The following is a 16,036-nucleotide window of genomic DNA, read 5'->3' on the forward strand; positions in this document are numbered from 1 at the left end:
CCACCCCCCAGGTCATCCGTGCGACAGGGGGCAAAAGTCATGCCGGGCCCGGAGGCCAGCGGCCCTCTTACAGGACCACGAAAAACATAACGGGGTGCCGTGGGCGTGTGCTCAGACCTGTTCGAGGAGGAAGTAGTAGTGCCGCCCTCCGTCGAGCGTGCCCTTGCCGTTCATGATGCCCATGAGCGTGTTCGCGTCGACCCGCTTGAAGTGGTCGAGGACGGGCTGACCGTCGTAGACCATGGTCGCCGTCGACTCGCCGCGGAACTCGACCATCCACAGGCTGGCCTCGCCCTTGCCCGTCCTGGTGTCGGAGTACAGCTCGCCCTCGGCGTCTCGGCACATCAGCGGCTTGGCGTCCATGACGGAGTGGAAGGTCTTGCCGTACCAGCCGATCTTGGCGAGGCTGCCGTTCAGCTGATGGCCCGTGCGGAACTCGTCCCCCTTCCAGGCGCCCAGGATCTCTTCCGGCCGCACGGTCTCCAACGCGGCCCAGATCCGGTCCAGTTCGTCGGTGGAGACGGGGCCTTCGGCTGTCCTGAGCGCGGTGAAGCGGGCGCGTGCCTCTGCGAGGTTCATCTGGACTGCTCCTTCTCGTCACCGCCGACGACCGGTGCCATCGGCTGCCGCCGCCCTCGCACATACTGCCGGGCATCGGCACGGTTTTCAGCCTTCCCCAGGGATGGTGCATGTCATGTACGGGGTGCGGGCGCGGGGTACGTGGCGGAGCGTGGGGCGACGACGAGATACGGGCGGCGTCCGGCGTCGAGATACCGCTCCGTGGTCCAGCCCCGCGCCTCCAGCTCCCGCGCGCACAGCGCCAGCCCGGCAGGCGGCCCCGGCCCGGGGCCCGGCGCCGGAGCGGCCGGTCCGGCGGCCGTGCGCCACTCGACCCGCACCGCGCCACGCGCTGCCGGCTCCGGCGGATCCGTCACGCGGTACCCCTCCCGTGTGAAGCGCCCGCCCGCCGCGCGGGCCGCGGGCGGGACACCGGCGGCTTCCAGCGCGAGGGCCACGGCGTGGACCATGCGGTGCCGTTCCCACTCGGCGGGGACCTCCAGGGGCGCGGGCAGGTCCGTGTTGGTGATGCGGCGGATCTCCAGCAGTTGCTCCCAGGCCCGCGCGGCTGCCGCCGCGTGCGCCGCCGCGGCGTCCGGAGCCGTTTCCTGGTCCGCCTCCCGGGGGCCGTCCACGCGCTCGTCCCCCGTCGTCGCGACGAAGCCCCCGCTACGGGCCGTGTCCCCGGATCCGCCCCGCCCCGCGCGTCCCGCCCCCGCACCCGCGCCCCGCTCGCCCCCTCCCCCGCCCCGGTCAGCGCCGCCCGAGCGCAGCAGGCTGGTGCGCATCTCCCACCCGGTGGGGGTGAGATAGCGGGCGCGGCGCGGCCCGTAGGTGCGCGCGAGGCCGTATCCGACGAGTTTGGCCAGGGTGGCGGGATGGCCGTGCAGCTCGCCCGTGCGGGGATCGGCATCGCGCAGGGCCCGCCGCTGGGCACCCGTCAGACCGCGCCCGCCCGCTTCGGCCCAGCTCCGTGCTCCGTTCACGGCACCTCAGCCTCCTCTCGGCCCGGCCCGCCACCGGGCCGTCTCCCCCGCCCCGGCGGCCCCGCCGCTGTGCCCTCTCCACGGGGTGCCGGTCCCTTTTCCTCAGCGTCGCACGCACCACTGACAAGCCCACGGCGCCGGGAGGCGTCCGGCGGAGGTACCGGGGCTGAGGGGGGCGCGGGGCCCCGGGTCCCGGGTCCCCGGTCCCCCAGTCCCGGGTCCCGGGTCCCGGTGCGTCAGCGCCGGTACGTGTCGACGATGCGGTCGATGACCACGGCCGTCGTCCGCAGCTCGTCGGCGGAGAAGTCCCCCAGCGCGTCGGTGAGCCACTGCCGTCCCGTCTCCTCGGCGCGGGCCACGGCCTCCCTGCCTTCGTGGGTGATCGCCGCGCGGCGCACCCGCTGATCGCCGGGCTCGGGCGCTGTCTCCACGAGCCCGCGCTCCTCCAGACGGCGGACCTCGCGCGTGACGTGGGGCGCCTTGACCATCAGTCTTTCGGCCAACTCCCCCATGCGCAGCGGCTCACCGGCCCGCGCCAGCGCCCGCAGCAGGGCGAGGGCGCCGCGGTCCACGGTGAGGCCCGACTCGGAACGCAGGCGTGAGTGGGCCTGGTTGCCGGTCATGACGTAGGCGAGCGCCGAGAGCGAGTCGTAGAGCCCCGCCATCGGCGTCGGGCGGGGCGAGTCGGAGTGGTCCACGCCCCGATGATGCCGTACGGCGCCCGGTGTCGAGCCTTCGTGTACCGAGGTCACGGGCCCGTGCGGCGGGCGCCGGCGGGGCCAGGGGGTGTCGTCGGAGTCCCGTCCGGGTCGCGCGTGCGGGCCGGTGGCCAGAAACATGCCCCATACACGTACGCGGGGATTCTCGCGGGCCGCTCGCGCTGCTACCGTCGGCAGCACGTAGTTACTTTTGTTAAGTAACACGTCTCCCGTTCTCCCGATCCCCCCTGAGGAGACCGACATGCGGATCACCGTGGAGACCGACAAGTGCTGCGGTGCCGGACAGTGCGTCCTGGCAGCGCCCGAGGTGTTCGACCAGCGCGACGAGGACGGCATCGTCGTCGTCCTGGACGAGGCACCGCCCGAGGAGACCCACCCTGCGGTCCGGGAAGCCGCCCAGCTCTGTCCGGCCGCGGCCATCGCGCTCTCCTCTTGACGCGCGGAGGCGCGTGCCCCGGCCAGCCCCTCCGGTCCGGATCGGACCGGCCCGGACCATCCCCCGGCCACCTCGAAGCACCCCGCACCACCGTGGAAGGACGACGATGACCGAAGCGCCCACCGCTCCCGCCTTCACCACACGCCGCGCGTCAGGCTGCCCCTTCGATCCCCCTCCGACGACGAGCCGGCTGCGCGAGGAGGGGCCACTGGCACGTGTGTCGCTGTGGAACGGGTCCACGGCGTGGCTGGTGACCCGGCACTCGGACCAGGTCGCGGTCCTGCGCGACCCCCGCATCAGCGCCGACAACAGGCGCCCCGGATACCCGAGCATCAGCGCGGCCGGAGAGGCCACGAGGGCCCACAACCGCACGTTCCTCACCATGGACGAGCCCGAACACGCCGCACAGCGGCGCCGGTTCACCGGGGACTTCACCGTCAAGCGGATGCAGGCCATGCGTCCGCGCATCGAGCGCATCGTCACCGAGCTGCTGGACGCCATGGAGGAGGCCGGGCCACCGGCCGACCTGGTCACCGGCTTCGCCCTGCCGCTGCCCTCTCTGGTCATCTGCGAACTCCTGGGCGTCCCCTACGAGGACCACGGCTTCTTCCAACGGGCCAGCGCCGTCATCGTCGACACCCGCAGCACCCCGGAGGACGCGCTCGCCGCCTCCCAGGAGCTGACGGACTATCTCAGCGCCCTCGTCGCGGCGAAGGCGCGGCAGCCGGGCGACGACCTGCTCAGCCGCATGGCCACCCAGCAGTACGCCGCCGGACAGAGCACCCTCGACGAGTGCGCCAAGCAGGCGCGGCTGCTGCTCGTGGCCGGGCACGAGACGACGGCCAACATGATCGCTCTCGGCACGTGCGCGCTGCTCAGGAACCCGGACCAGCTCGCCGCCGTACGCGACGGCGGGCCTGAGCGGGTGGCGGGCGCGGTCGAGGAGCTGCTGCGCTATCTGACCATCACGCACATGGGACGGCGGCGGACCGCCACGGAGGACATCGAGATCGGAGGGCAGCTCGTCCGGGCCGGTGACGCGGTGATCTGCGCAGCCGACCTGGCCAACCGCGACCCCGAGGTCTTCGGGGACCCCGACAGGCTGGACGTGGACCGGCAGGCACGCGGCCATCTGGCCTTCGGCTCGGGACCTCACCAGTGCCTGGGCCAGAACCTCGCCCGCGCCGAACTCCAGCTCGCCTACCCCGCGCTGCTCCGGCGCTTCCCCGGGCTGCGCCTGGACCGGCCGCTGGACGAGATCCCGTTCCGCGACGACATGGCCGTCTACGGGGTGCACGAGCTGCCCGTCGCGTGGTGAGCGGCTGAACGGCCGAGCGGCCCTCCGGGGTGACCGCCCGGGCCCGGGACCTCGAGGCTCCCGGGTCCGGGAACCGGCCGCGCGTTCACCGGTGAAGCGCGCGTGCGAAACGACCGCCTCCCCGCGCCCCCCGAAGGGGCCATATCGCGGCCGGACAGCCCCGTTCCCTGTTGGCATGCACGGGCAAAGGGCATAACCGTTCGCATGTCAGCAGCCGCAACGACCCGGTTCGCGGAACGGGTGCGCCGGTACGCCTGTGACGCCGTCCAGTTCCTCTGGGCACAGGCCGAGAAGCACGGGAGGATATCGGCCGCCCGCCCGGCGCGGCTCCGCTTCGCGCACCTCGGCGAGGGCGCGTGCATCGCCTTCCCGCCCGGAGCGATCTTCGGGGAACAGTGCATCGCGATCGGCGAGCACACCCTGGTGGGGGCGCAGGTCAGCATCTCCGCGGGGTTCGCCCCTGGCCAGGACCTCGGCCCCGGCACCGTCGTCGACATCGGCGGACACTGCTCCATCGGGCGGGGCAGCCACGTCGTGGGCCACAAGTCCATCGCGATCGGGGATCATGTGCTCCTCGGCCCGTACGTGTACGTGACGGACCAGAACCACACCTACGCCGACCCTCGGCGGCCCATCGGCGGACAGCCCCCGGTCAACAGCCGGGTGGTCATCGGTGACGGGTGCTGGGTGGGTACGGGCGCGATCGTGCTGCCCGGCACCCGGCTCGGCCGCAATGTCGTCGTGGCGGGTGGCGCGGTCGTGCGCGGGAGATTCCCCGACCACTGCGTCATCGCCGGTGTCCCGGCCCGAATCGTCCGCCGCTACACCCCGGGACGCGGCTGGCACGCGGTCTCCGCCACCCGTGAGGAGACCGCCGCGAACCCCGGCCGATGCCCCGACCCCGAGGAGGCACCGTGAAGAAACCACCCGAGGGCGACATCCCCATCATGATCGTCGGGGATTCCCTGAGCCATGGCAGCAGCGGCGACTGGACGTGGCGCTACCGCTTCTGGAAGCACCTCAGGAACCACGGGGTCAGCGTCGACCTCGTCGGCCCGAAGGACACCCTCGACAACATCCGCACCGCGGAGGTGGGGGACGACGACGAGACGTACGCGGACCCGGACTTCGACCGCGACCACGACGCGCAGTGGGGCCGCCCCTATGTGACCGAGAAGGACGTGATCGAGGAGAAGGTCGCCGAGTACACGCCCGACTACCTGCTGGTCCTGCTCGGCATCAACGACCTGTTCTGGTACGGCGTCGAGCCGCCCCGGTTCGCCGACAACCTCCGCGAGTTCGTCACCAACGCGCGCCGCGCCGCGCCGGACCTGCGCATCCTCGTGGGCACCGTCATGGAGACCAGGAAGGCCCTGGACGAACCGGACTTCGCCGCGAAGGTCGACGCGGTCAACGACCGCGTCCGGGCCGTCGCCGCCGAGGAGTCGCTCGTCGTGGCGGACACCGCGAGGGAGTTCCGGGCGGCCGAACACAGTTGGGACGGCACCCACCCCAACCCCGACGGCGAGGTGCGCATCGCCGCCGCGTTCGCCGACCGGCTGGCCGACGTGTACGGGCTCGGCGCCCGCTATCCGCGCCCGTATCCGGTGCTGGACGCCATCGCGCCGGAGGCGAAGAGTCCAGCGGACGACTGACGGCTGACCCGGCGGGCCCGCCGCCACTGCGGACGACGGGCCGACGGGTCCGTGAAGCGGCCGGTCAGCGGGCGCGGTTCACCGCCGCCGTGACCGCACGGACGGAGGCGGTGAGGACCGACGTGTCCTGCCCCGCGCCCCAGACGGTCCGTTCGCCGACACGGCACCGCACATAGGCCGTGGCCGGGCTGTCGGGGCCTGTGGTGGTCGCGTGCTCGGTGTAGTCGAGGATGTCCACCGGTGTGCCCGCCGCGCCGAGCGCCGCGGAGAAGGCCGCCAACGGGCCGTTGCCCAACCCCTCGTACGCGCCCTTGCTCTCACCGCCGGCCGTGGTCAGTTCGCAGGTGAACCGGTGCTTGCCCTCGCTCACTTTCTCGGTGCGGAAGGAGTCCAGGACGACCGGTCCCCGGTGGCCGGGGTCGAGGTAGGTGGCGCGGAACAGGTCCCACAGCTCGTCGGGCGTGACCTCCGTTCCTCCGGTGTCCGTCGAGTGCTGCACCACCCGGGAGAACTCGGCGCGCAGCGCCCGGGGCAGGTCCAGGCCGTGGTGTGCCTGGAGCAGGTGGGCGATGCCGCCCTTGCCCGACTGGCTGTTGACGCGGATGACCGCCTCGTAGGAACGCCCGATGTCCTTGGGGTCGATGGGCAGATACGGCACGGCCCACGGCGCCTCCTCCTCGGGGACGCCGAGCGCGCGGGCACTTTCGGTGTGGTGGGCCAGCCCCTTGCTGATGGCGTCCTGGTGGGTGCCGGAGAAGGCGGTGTGGACGAGGTCGCCGCCGTAGGGGTGCCGGGGGTGCACGGGCAGCCTCACACAGTCGGTGACGGTGTCGCGCACCGCGTCGATGTCCGAGAAGTCGACCATCGGGTCGACGCCCTGTGCGTGGAGGTTGAGGGCGAGGGTGACCAGGTCGACGTTGCCGGTGCGCTCCCCGTTGCCGAACAGGCAGCCCTCGACGCGCTGCGCGCCCGCCAGCACGGCGAGTTCGGCGCAGGCCACGCCCGTGCCCCGGTCGTTGTGCGGATGCACGGAGAGGATGACGGAGTCGCGCCGGTCCAGGTGGCGGTGCATGTACTCGATCTGGTCGGCGTAGACGTTGGGGGTGGCGACCTCGACGGTGGCGGGCAGGTTGTGCACCACCGGGCGGTCGGGCGACGCGTCCCACAGTCCTGTGACGGTGTCGCAGACCTCCAGGACGAAGTCGGGCTCGGTGAGGACGAAGACCTCGGGCGAGAACTCGAAGCGGATGTCGGCGCCCGGCCTGGCGGCGGCCAGACGCGCCATGTGCGTGGCGGCCTCCTCGACCACCCCGAGGACTTCGGCGCGGCTGCGCCCGAGGACCACGTCGCGCCAGGTGGGCGCGGTGGGGATGTAGAGATGGACGAGGGCGCGCGGCAGTCCCTCGACGGCCTCGAAGGTACGGTCGATCAGGTCGGTGCGGGCGGGCGTGAAGACCGAGACGGTGACGTCGTCGGGAACGGCGCCGCTGGTGGCCAGGTGACGCACGAAGTCGAAGTCGGTTCGGCTCGCGGACGGGTAGGCGACCTCGATCTCCTTGAACCCCATGGCGACGAGCAGGTCGAACATGCGGCGTTTGCGCGGGGTGTCCATCGGCTCGGCCAGGGCCTGGTTGCCGTCCCGCAGATCGACGGGCACCCACAGCGGGGCCCGCTCCAGGCGCGCTTCGGGCCACCGGCGGCCGGTCAGCGGCACGTCGGTCCTGTCGTAGACGGAGCGGTAGCGGTGGCTCGGCATCGCGCTGGGGCGCTGCGGGTTCCAGGACGGCGCGTCCGCGGGGAGCGGTCCTTCGGGGGTCCGGAGGGCGGGAAAGCGGTGGGAGGCCACCGGGGCCACGGGGGACGTGGGGAACGTGGGCGTCATGACGGGAAGGGCCTTCCTCGGGTTCGGTGGGCGACCAGCAATGCCCGAGCACCCACGGCGGGGCGCCGGTCGGTCAGACCCCGCCGCGGCAACCGAGGAGGAGAAGCGCACGCGGCATCATGGCCGGTAGACTAGGCACACATCAGGTCCTCAGACAAGTTACTGGGTCACGGACCGCGATGACGCGACGACGCAACAACGAGACGACGACGAGACGGAGGTGAGCGGCGTGCCCCTCGGCACCGTCCGCCCGAGCCCCCTGGTGGAGCGGGTCATAGAGCGGCTGCGCGGCGAGATCGAGGGCGGCACATGGCCCGTCGGCGCCAAGTTGCCGAGCGAGACGACACTGGCCGACGAGCTGGGCGTCGGCCGCTCGACGGTCCGCGAGGCACTGCGCGCGCTGTCCAGCGCGGGGCTGGTGCGCGCCCGCCAGGGCGCGGGCGTCTTCGTCACCGCCACCCGGCCCGCCGAGGAGTGGCCCGACCGGCTGCGCCGCGCGGCGCTCGCCGACGTCTACGAAGTGCGGATGCTCGTCGAGGTGCAGGCGGCCCGGCTGGCCGCGCAGCGGCGCACCGACGAGGACCGCGCCGCCCTCGAAGCGGCCGTCGAGGCGCGCCGGACGGCGTCCCACGCCGACGACACCGCGTTCGTGGACGCCGACATCGCGCTGCACGCCGCCGTCGTGACCGCTGCCCACAACCCGGTGCTCACCGATCTGTTCGCCGAGTTCGTGCCGGTGCTGCGGGGCGGCCTGATCGAGCTGCTGAAGCTGACCGGGCTGCGCGAGCGGGACACCAACCACGGCGACGCCGCGCACGCCGCGCTCGTGGACGCCGTGTGCCGGGGCGACGAGGAGGACGCGGCGCGCACCCTCCAGGAGGAGCTGGCCGCCACGCTCGCCACCCTGCGCGCCCCGGACACGAGAGCCCAGGACCCGGGAGCCCAGGACCCGGGAACGCACATCACGGACGCCTCCCCCGCCGCGCCGTAGGCCCGCGGGCGGCGGCGGCCCAGCCCCTCAGCCCCCGGAGGCTTCGGCGCGGAGGTGGCCGCGCTGGAGGCGGGCGACCTTGTCGCGCAGTTCGGGCAGCTTCGCGTAAAGCGCGTCGCCTGGGCAGTCGGTCTCGTACGCGTCGCGGTGCCCCGACACGACGTCGAAGCTCGCCGAGGTGTCCTTGTCGACCCGGCTCTGGTCGCTGCGGGAGACCATCCGGGTCCTGCCGTGCGGGTCCACGCCGGGGCGCAGCTTCCAGGCGATGACCTCGGCCACCGCCGTCAGCGCCGCGTCGGGCACCTTCATGCCCTCCTCGAAGGTGCCGAGGAGGGCGATGCCGATGCTGTCGTCGTTGAAGCCCATGGTGTGGGCACCCCTGACCGGGCGGTTCACACCGCCGGAGCGGCCCTCGTAGACGTTGCCGCAGCGGTCCACGACGAAGTTGTAGCCGATGTCGTCCCATCCCCTGCCCACGTGGTCCTCCTGGAGGGCGCGCAGCAGGGCGGGCGAGTCGGCGCAGTCGTAGTCGTTCTCGTGGTCGGTGTGGTGGATGAATGCCGCCCGCACACCGTGTGTGTAGGAGGCGCGCTCGCGGACGACGTCCTCGTCCGCGTGCCACGCCGCCCGCGAGACGATGTGCGGGCGGGGTATGGCAGACGTTGACTCGGACCCGGGACGACGGTGCTCCCGGGCCGCGTTTCGCATGGATGCGTCGCACGTCACCAGCAGCACAAGCGGCAGGGCCATGGCGACCGCGACTCTGGATGGCCGCATGCGCCCCACCGTGCGCCGCCCGGGGGACACCTGCACAGGTGAACGACTCCGTTCGGGTGACGGCGCCCGGCCGCCCCGTCGGACAAAACCGCCGGTCACGGCAGAGATCACCGCGCCAGGGGAGCCGTCCGCAACCGTTCGGGTCCGGACGCCGTCACCTCAGAAGAACCACCCGTCACACCCCCGGCAGGAGACCCCGGCATGACCGACAAGGCGCAGCAGCGGCCCGTCGAAGAAGACCACCACCACCCCGACGCTCCCTGGTGGTGGGGAATCGGCCCGGTCGGGGTCCGTCGGCCTCGTCGTCGTGGGGATCGTCGCGGTCCTGTGGCTCTTCCTCGGGCTGCCCGGCACGCCGGAGGACGCGACGACGACCTACTACTCGGCTGCGAAGGTCGCCGCCGTCGGCCTGGTCGTCGCGGGTACCGCCACGCTCGGGCGCTTCCGCTCCCGCGCTTCGGGCGGCGACGAGGACACCGCGAGCGGCGAGCGCTGAGCCGGCGGACCCGGAAGGCCGGGGGCCGGGTCAGGCGCCCGGGCGCGGGGGCCAGTTGGCGATGGTCTTGGGGCGGGGCGCCGCGTACGTCCGCACCTTCGAGGTCGAGAGCCCCAGGCGCACGAGGGACTCGGCGACGGTCACGGCGGCCGTGACCCCGTCCACGACGGGGACGCCGGTGCGTTCGGTCACGCGCTCCGCCAGGCCCGACATGCCCCCGCAGCCGAGGCAGATCACCTCGGCCCGGTCGGTCTCCACGGCGCGGGCCGCCTCCTCGACGATCGCGTCGACGGCGGCCTTCTCGTCCCGCTCCAGGTCGAGCACGGCCAGCCCGCTCGCGCGCACGGAGGCGCACCGGGCGCTGAGCCCCGCCGTCAGCAGCCGGTCCTCGATCAGCGGGACGGTGCGGTCCAGGCTGGTGACGACCGAGTAGGTGCGGCCGAGGAACTGGGCCGTGGTGGCGGCAGCCTCGGTGATGTCGACGACGGGGACGTCGAGCAGTTCCTGGAGCCCTTCCCTGCCGTGCTCGCCGTATCCCGCCTGGATGACGGCGTCGAACGGCTCGGGGTGGGCGCGGACGGCCTCCATGACCGAGACCGCGGCCAGGTAGCTCTCGTAGTTGCCCTCGACGGACTCCGCACCGAAGTGCGGGGTCAGCGGGACGATCTCGGTGTCCGGTGACGCCACGCTCCGGGCCTGTCGGCCGATCGACTCGGTGATGGAGGCGGTGGTGTTCACGTTGACGACGAGGATGCGCATGGTTCGACCTTCCTGGGTTCCCGGGCGAGCGGATGACCGGGGGCTTTCAGCGGCTCGTCCGGCGGATCGTTCGACGGCTCGACGGCTCATTCGGCGGCGACGGCGATGGCCTCGCCGTCCACGTCGCGGTACGCGGAGGTGCGGTCCGCGATCAGCGCGTAGATCGCCGCACCGGCGAAGGCGCCGATGAACCAGGAGAACCCGGCGACGGGCTTGAAGTAGGGCACCAGCGCGAGGACGACGGCGATGCCGGCGGCGGGCACGAAGGCCCAGACGGCGCGGGGGTTGTAGCCGCGGCGGTAGTGGTAGTCGCCGTGCGGGTCCTCGTTGTAGAGGTCGGGGACATTGACCTTGGACTTCCGCAGTAGCCAGTAGTCCGCCATGATCACGCCGAAGAGCGGCCCCAGCAGCGCGCCGAGCCCGCCGAGGAAGTAGTTGACGACCAGCGGGCTGTTGTAGAGGTTCCAGGGGAGGATCACCAGCCCGATGAGGGCGCTGACCAGCCCGGCCCTGCGGAAGTTCAGCTTGCGCGGGAAGAGGTCGACGAGCGCGTAGATCGGTGCCACGAAGTTGGCCAGCAGGTTCACCGCGACCGTCAGCGCGACGAGGGCGATCGAGGCCACCGCGAGCAGGAAGGTGTTCGGGATCGTCTGGACGATGTCGGTGGGGCTGGTGATGATCCGCCCGTCGAGCTTGAACTGCGCCCCGCTGAGCACCACCGCGATGAGGGCGAAGAAAAGCATGTTCACGGGGATGCCGATGATGTTGCCGCGGACGATGGAGCCGCGGCTCTTGGCCGACCGGGTGAAGTCGCAGAAGTTCAGCACGAACGTCCCGTAGATCACGACCCACAGCGCCGCGCCCTGGAGGACCTGGAGCCACATCGCGCCGCCGGTGAGCGGGGAGTCGGTGGAGAACGCGATGGAGCCGTCGGCGCGCACGAACATCCACACCGCGAGCGCGCACATGGTGATCAGGGTGGTGGGTGCCGCGAAGGCCATGTAGCGGCGGATGACCTGCATGCCGTAGCTGACGATGACCACCTGGAGCGCCCACAGCACCAGGAAGGTGATCCAGCCGAGCGCGGAGAGGCCCAGGGCCGTGTGCTCGTCGAGCGGCTTGAGCCCTGGTGCCATCGCCACGAGGAGGGACTTCAGCACGGCCGAGGCGAGGTAGGTCTGGATGCCGAACCAGGCGATGGCGACCCCGCCACGGACGAGCGCCGGTATCTTCGCGCCCCTGATGCCGAAGGCGATACGGCTCATCACCGGGAAGGGGACACCGGTCTTCTGCCCCATGTAGCCGGACAACGTCAGCAGCAGGAAGAGCAGCACGGAGGCGAGCGCGAAGGCCAGCAGAATGCCCCACACGCTCAGGCCGAGCGCGAAGAGGCCGATGGCGAAGGCGTAGTTGCCGAGGCTGTGCGCGTCGTTGGCCCAGAGCGTGAAGACGTTGTACGTGCCCCAGCGGCGCCCCTCCTTCTTCGTGGGGGCCAGATCGTAGGTGTACAGGACAGAACTGGCGGTGCTGGTGGCTTCCGCGTGCGACCGGTCATCCACAGCAGTCATCAAACTGCCCCCGAGTTTCCGCTAGGGGTCGCGGCGAGGTCCCGTGATGACCACGCTCATGATGAGGGGGCGCACCGCAGGCTTCGGCGACGGTGATGGGTGAGGGTTTCCATAAACTGGAAAGTAAATTCCGCGCGAATCCAGAACGTAGTTTTCGCCGGGGCCCACCGTCAAGAGGTACGGGACGATGACTTCGATCATGCGGACCAACCGCCCATGACCGGCCGGAATGCCCGCTCCCGCCCTTATCCGGACGCACCGCGGGCCCCCGTCCGGCTCGGGACGGGGGCCCGCGGTGCGCTCGGCGCGACGGTGCGACGGCACGACGGCGCGACGGCCGGGGATCAGCCGCCGTACATCCCCTGGAAGAACATCAGCCCGATGATCATGCCGACGACCAGCCCGGCGATGGACACCCCGATCGCCGTGGTCGCGAGCCGCTCGCCCTTGTTCTTGGCGACCACGCCGCAGACGATGCCCGCGATGCCGAAGCCGGGCGGGCAGAAGATGAGCGCGATGCACCCCAGGACGATCCCCACGATGCTCAGTGTGTTGGAGTCACCCCGCGGCGGCTGTTGCGGCGGCTGACCTGGGCCACTCGGATACGACATGTCTCCCCCTGTCCCTGCACATGACAAAACAATCGCCAGGTCGTCTGCCCCGGAACGGGGGCCTCAACCGCCCCGTATGACACTGAAGTTCGAAGCGTCCAGGCGGCAGTGGACAGTGGTACGACGCGGCCACGGACACATGCCCGGCGGGGTCCTGCCAGGGGGGCGACCTGTGTACCGCACCCGTCGAAAAAACGATTCGCGCTCATCCGTACAGGTGAGAAGCCCTTTCCGGATATTGCACGGTGATGCGTTCATCACGTTCCGTAGTCGTGGCACGCGTACCACATCGCACGTTCCACGTCCCGAAAGGGTTCTCGCATGAGCATGTCCCCCCGTCGATGTACCGTCAGCCGCCTCCTGGCCACCGCCGCCGCTGTCTCCGCTGCGGTTCTCACCGTCCCCACCGCTCAGGCCGCGGCACCCGCCACATCCCAGGCAGCCGTCCCCCAGGCAGCCGCACCCGCGAACGTCTCCTGCCAGGCGGGCGGCACCGCCGAGTTCTCCCCCGGCCTGCTCCCCGTCCCAGTGCCGCGCGACACCAACGTCCAGTACACCGGGCAGGACCACTCCTGCACCGGCAGCACGGCCGAGGGCGCGGAGATCGCCACCGCCACCTTCAACGGCGCCTTCAACGTCCCCATGTCCTGCGAGATCGGCGGCTCCTCCACGCCCGCCACCGGCTCCGGCACGGTCACCTGGAAGACCAAGGACGGCCAGACCCTCAAGAGCAGCCTCTCGCTGACCATCACCGGCCAGATGTTCAACAGCGCCACGATCGACGGCAATGTCACCGACGGCGCCTTCCTCGGCGGCAAGGTGCACGGCAAGTTCAAGGTCGATCTGCTCAGGGAGGGCATCAACTGCGCCGCCCAGAGCTTCACCGGCGGTCTGCGCAAGGCGGCCTACGACGGCAGCTTCACCATCAACGCCTGACCCCCGGCCTCGCGGCGCGTTGAGGTGAGCGCGCTCTCCGGACAGCCGGTGGGGCCCGGCCCCTGCCCCGTCAGGCCCCACCAGCCGGCGCGCAGCGACCCGCTGAACGGATCCCGTTCAGCGGGTCTCGCGCGTGACGCGCCCTCGCGTTATGCGCTCTCGCGTTACGCGGCGGCCCTGGCCGCGGGGAAGCGTTCCCAAACGCGGTGGTGCGCCAGAAGCTCCACGACCCGCTCCAGCACGGCCCCCGGATCGTCGCCGACGACGACACCGGGCGCCCGCGCGGGAGCGCCCGCGGCCTCCAGCACCTCGGCCGCGCCGCCCCAGCCGCCGAGCGCCTTGGCGTGCCGGTACGCCTCGGACAGCAGGAGCAGCACGCGCGGGTCCGTCACCTCGGAGGTGTCCTGCCCGGCCTTCGCGTCGCGGGCGCCGTAGGCGTCGTCGCCCCGCGCGGGGGCGCCCGCCACCACGAGGGCGTCGAACTCGACGGAGCGGGCGTTGGCGAACGTGCGCTGCACGGTGACGGGTTCGCCGCCGCGTGCGCCACTGCCTCTCCCGCCGCCGAGGTGCCCGCCCGTCGCCGCGACGACCAGCGGGACCATGCCGCCGTCGAGAACCGACCTGCGCAGTGCCCGTACGCCGGCCAGGTCGCTGTTCTCGTCCGCGACGATGCCGATGACACGCCCCGTCGTCGGCCAGGTCCTGCCGAGCTGGGAGAGCGCCGGGCTCGGCACCATGCTGGGCAGCGGCCCCGACGGGTCGGGCACCGGCAGTCCCAGGCCGGTGGCCACCTGCGCGCACAGTTCGGGGTCGATGTCGGCCAGGGTGCGCAGGACCCGCTCCTTGACGACGTTCTCGTAGCACTTGCTCAGCTCGAAGGTGTAGGCGGCGATGACGTGCTCGCGTTCCACGGGGGTGAGGCTGAGCCAGAACTGCCGGGGCTGGCTGGTGTGGTCGGCGAACGAGGCGGGCGCCTCCCGGACCTTGGCCGCCGCGGGCACAGGCACGGGGACCTCGACGTATCCGCCCTCCGCCGCTCCCGCCAGGAAGGGGCATCCGCCGTCGAGGGAGTTGGGGTGGTAGGGGGCCACCCCCGCGTGCACGGCGGTCTGGTGCATGCCGTCGCGCAGCATGTCGTTGACCGGTGCGTGCGTCCGGTTGACGGGGAGCTGGGCGAAGTTGGGGCCGCCCAGCCGGCTGATCTGGGTGTCCAGGTACGAGAAGAGGCGCCCGGCCAGCAGCGGGTCGTCGGTGACCTCGATGCCGGGGACGAGGTGGCCGGGGTGGAAGGCCACCTGTTCCGTCTCGGCGAAGTAGTTGGACGGGTTGGCGTTGAGCGTCATCAGCCCGACCGGCCGCACGGGGGCCAGTTCCTCGGGCACGATCTTCGTCGGGTCGAGCAGGTCGATCCCCTCGAAGGTCTGCTCAGGGGTGTCGGGGAAGGTCTGGATGCCCAGTTCCCACTCGGGGAAGGCGCCCGCCTCGATGGCGTCGGCCAGGTCCCTGCGGTGGAAGTCGGGATCGACCCCGTTGATGAGCTGTGCCTCCTCCCACAGCAGCGAGTGCACACCGGCCTTCGGCTTCCAGTGGAACTTCACCAGGGTGGTGCCGCCTTCGGCGTCGACCAGCCGGAAAGTGTGGACGCCGAAGCCCTCCATCATCCGGTAGGAGCGCGGGATGCCACGGTCGGACATGTTCCACAGTGTGTGGTGGGTGGCCTCGGTGTGCAGGGAGACGAAGTCCCAGAACGTGTCGTGCGCGCTCTGCGCCTGGGGGATCTCCCGGTCCGGGTGCGGCTTGCCCGCGTGGATGATGTCGGGGAACTTGACCGCGTCCTGGACGAAGAAGACCGGGATGTTGTTGCCGACCAGGTCGAAGGTGCCCTCAGCGGTGTAGAACTTGGTCGCGAAGCCCCGTGTGTCCCGCACCGTGTCGGCCGAGCCGCGCGAGCCCAGGACGGTGGAGAAGCGGACGAACACCGGGGTCTCGACATCCTCGGCCAGGAATCCGGCCCTGGTCACCGTGGCCGCCGTCCCGTAGCCGCGGAACACCCCGTGCGCCGCCGCGCCCCGCGCGTGCACCACCCGCTCCGGGATCCGTTCGTGGTCGAAGTGGGTGATCTTCTCGCGCAGATGGTGGTCCTGGAGGAGTACGGGGCCGCGCTCCCCCGCCTTGAGCGAGTGGTCGGTGTCCGGCAGCCGCAGCCCCTGGGCGGTGGTGAGGAAGGGGCCGCGCTGCGCCCGTACGGACTGCTCGGCGTCGACGGGCGCGCCGGTCGGTGAGTACATCCCGGGCCCGTCCTGGTCCTGTTTGGGGCCCAGTGGCTCGCGGGGGTGCGTGGGTT

16 protein-coding genes are annotated in these 16,036 nt (G+C 71.7%); 7 read left to right on the top strand and 9 right to left on the bottom strand.

Annotated elements, in window-relative coordinates; translation table 11 throughout:
* Positions 1-111 precede the first annotated feature (111 nt).
* The 3 genes from ACWGJ2_RS31795 to ACWGJ2_RS31805 all read right to left on the bottom strand — a co-directional run bounded on the left by ACWGJ2_RS31795 (position 112) and on the right by ACWGJ2_RS31805 (position 2,242).
* Entirely contained in the window at positions 112-579 is a 468-nt protein-coding gene (locus ACWGJ2_RS31795) for a DUF4334 domain-containing protein (protein ID WP_453349758.1), read from the bottom strand.
* 113 nt (positions 580-692) lie between these two features.
* Positions 693-1,544 carry a hypothetical protein gene (locus ACWGJ2_RS31800; protein WP_453349759.1) on the bottom strand — a complete coding sequence of 284 codons (852 nt, stop codon included), beginning with the start codon at positions 1,542-1,544 and terminating at the stop codon, positions 693-695.
* Between the two features lie 236 nt (positions 1,545-1,780).
* Positions 1,781-2,242, bottom strand: coding sequence for a MarR family winged helix-turn-helix transcriptional regulator (locus ACWGJ2_RS31805; RefSeq protein ID WP_453349760.1), 462 nt, complete (start codon positions 2,240-2,242; stop codon positions 1,781-1,783).
* A 262-nt stretch (positions 2,243-2,504) separates the two neighbouring features.
* Between ACWGJ2_RS31805 and ACWGJ2_RS31810 the strand changes: the two genes are divergently transcribed.
* The 4 genes from ACWGJ2_RS31810 (at position 2,505) to ACWGJ2_RS31825 (ending at position 5,672) form a co-directional block, all read left to right on the top strand.
* Positions 2,505-2,699, top strand: a complete 195-nt coding sequence (locus ACWGJ2_RS31810; RefSeq protein WP_453349761.1) for a ferredoxin — start codon at positions 2,505-2,507, stop codon at positions 2,697-2,699.
* A gap of 106 nt (positions 2,700-2,805) precedes the next feature.
* Positions 2,806-4,017 (top strand): cytochrome P450, encoded by a 1,212-nt coding sequence (locus tag ACWGJ2_RS31815; RefSeq protein WP_453349762.1) that lies wholly within the window; start codon positions 2,806-2,808, stop codon positions 4,015-4,017.
* Positions 4,018-4,221: 204 nt separating this feature from the next.
* Entirely contained in the window at positions 4,222-4,935 is a 714-nt protein-coding gene (locus tag ACWGJ2_RS31820) for an acyltransferase (protein ID WP_453349763.1), read from the top strand.
* Complete coding sequence (locus tag ACWGJ2_RS31825) at positions 4,932-5,672, top strand: SGNH/GDSL hydrolase family protein (protein ID WP_453349764.1); 741 nt, start codon at positions 4,932-4,934, stop codon at positions 5,670-5,672. The genes ACWGJ2_RS31820 and ACWGJ2_RS31825 overlap by 4 nt, the downstream gene beginning before the upstream one ends.
* Positions 5,673-5,736: 64 nt before the next feature.
* On the opposite strand, the gene leuA is transcribed toward ACWGJ2_RS31825, so the two are convergent.
* The gene (gene leuA / locus ACWGJ2_RS31830; protein WP_453349765.1) at positions 5,737-7,554 is read right to left on the bottom strand and encodes a 2-isopropylmalate synthase; all 1,818 of its coding nucleotides are present in this window, start codon (positions 7,552-7,554) and stop codon (positions 5,737-5,739) included.
* 229 nt (positions 7,555-7,783) lie between these two features.
* On the opposite strand from leuA, the gene ACWGJ2_RS31835 reads away from it, so the two are divergent.
* Positions 7,784-8,545, top strand: coding sequence for a FadR/GntR family transcriptional regulator (locus ACWGJ2_RS31835; RefSeq protein WP_453349766.1), 762 nt, complete (start codon positions 7,784-7,786; stop codon positions 8,543-8,545).
* Between the two features lie 27 nt (positions 8,546-8,572).
* On the opposite strand, the gene ACWGJ2_RS31840 is transcribed toward ACWGJ2_RS31835, so the two are convergent.
* Positions 8,573-9,322, bottom strand: a complete 750-nt coding sequence (locus tag ACWGJ2_RS31840; protein WP_453349767.1) for a peptidoglycan recognition protein family protein — start codon at positions 9,320-9,322, stop codon at positions 8,573-8,575.
* A 307-nt stretch (positions 9,323-9,629) separates the two neighbouring features.
* Between ACWGJ2_RS31840 and ACWGJ2_RS31845 the strand changes: the two genes are divergently transcribed.
* Positions 9,630-9,818, top strand: coding sequence for a hypothetical protein (locus tag ACWGJ2_RS31845; RefSeq protein WP_453349768.1), 189 nt, complete (start codon positions 9,630-9,632; stop codon positions 9,816-9,818).
* Between the two features lie 30 nt (positions 9,819-9,848).
* Here the strand turns inward: ACWGJ2_RS31845 and ACWGJ2_RS31850 are convergent, their stop codons facing one another.
* From ACWGJ2_RS31850 to ACWGJ2_RS31860, 3 genes are all read right to left on the bottom strand, one after another.
* On the bottom strand, positions 9,849-10,577 hold the full coding sequence (locus ACWGJ2_RS31850) for an aspartate/glutamate racemase family protein (RefSeq protein WP_453349769.1): 729 nt from the start codon (positions 10,575-10,577) through the stop codon (positions 9,849-9,851).
* A gap of 86 nt (positions 10,578-10,663) precedes the next feature.
* On the bottom strand, positions 10,664-12,145 hold the full coding sequence (locus ACWGJ2_RS31855) for an NCS1 family nucleobase:cation symporter-1 (RefSeq protein ID WP_453349770.1): 1,482 nt from the start codon (positions 12,143-12,145) through the stop codon (positions 10,664-10,666).
* A 344-nt stretch (positions 12,146-12,489) separates the two neighbouring features.
* A complete protein-coding gene (locus ACWGJ2_RS31860; RefSeq protein WP_453349771.1) occupies positions 12,490-12,684 on the bottom strand; it encodes a hypothetical protein in 195 nt (64 codons plus the stop codon).
* Between the two features lie 393 nt (positions 12,685-13,077).
* Here ACWGJ2_RS31860 and ACWGJ2_RS31865 point away from each other — a divergent pair, with 393 nt between their 5' ends.
* The gene (locus ACWGJ2_RS31865; protein ID WP_453349772.1) at positions 13,078-13,692 is read left to right on the top strand and encodes a hypothetical protein; all 615 of its coding nucleotides are present in this window, start codon (positions 13,078-13,080) and stop codon (positions 13,690-13,692) included.
* A gap of 164 nt (positions 13,693-13,856) precedes the next feature.
* Here the strand turns inward: ACWGJ2_RS31865 and ACWGJ2_RS31870 are convergent, their stop codons facing one another.
* Positions 13,857-15,980 (bottom strand): catalase, encoded by a 2,124-nt coding sequence (locus ACWGJ2_RS31870; protein WP_453349773.1) that lies wholly within the window; start codon positions 15,978-15,980, stop codon positions 13,857-13,859.
* Between the last annotated feature and the right edge of the window lie 56 nt (positions 15,981-16,036).

The organism is Streptomyces sp. NPDC054796, assembly GCF_053611545.1.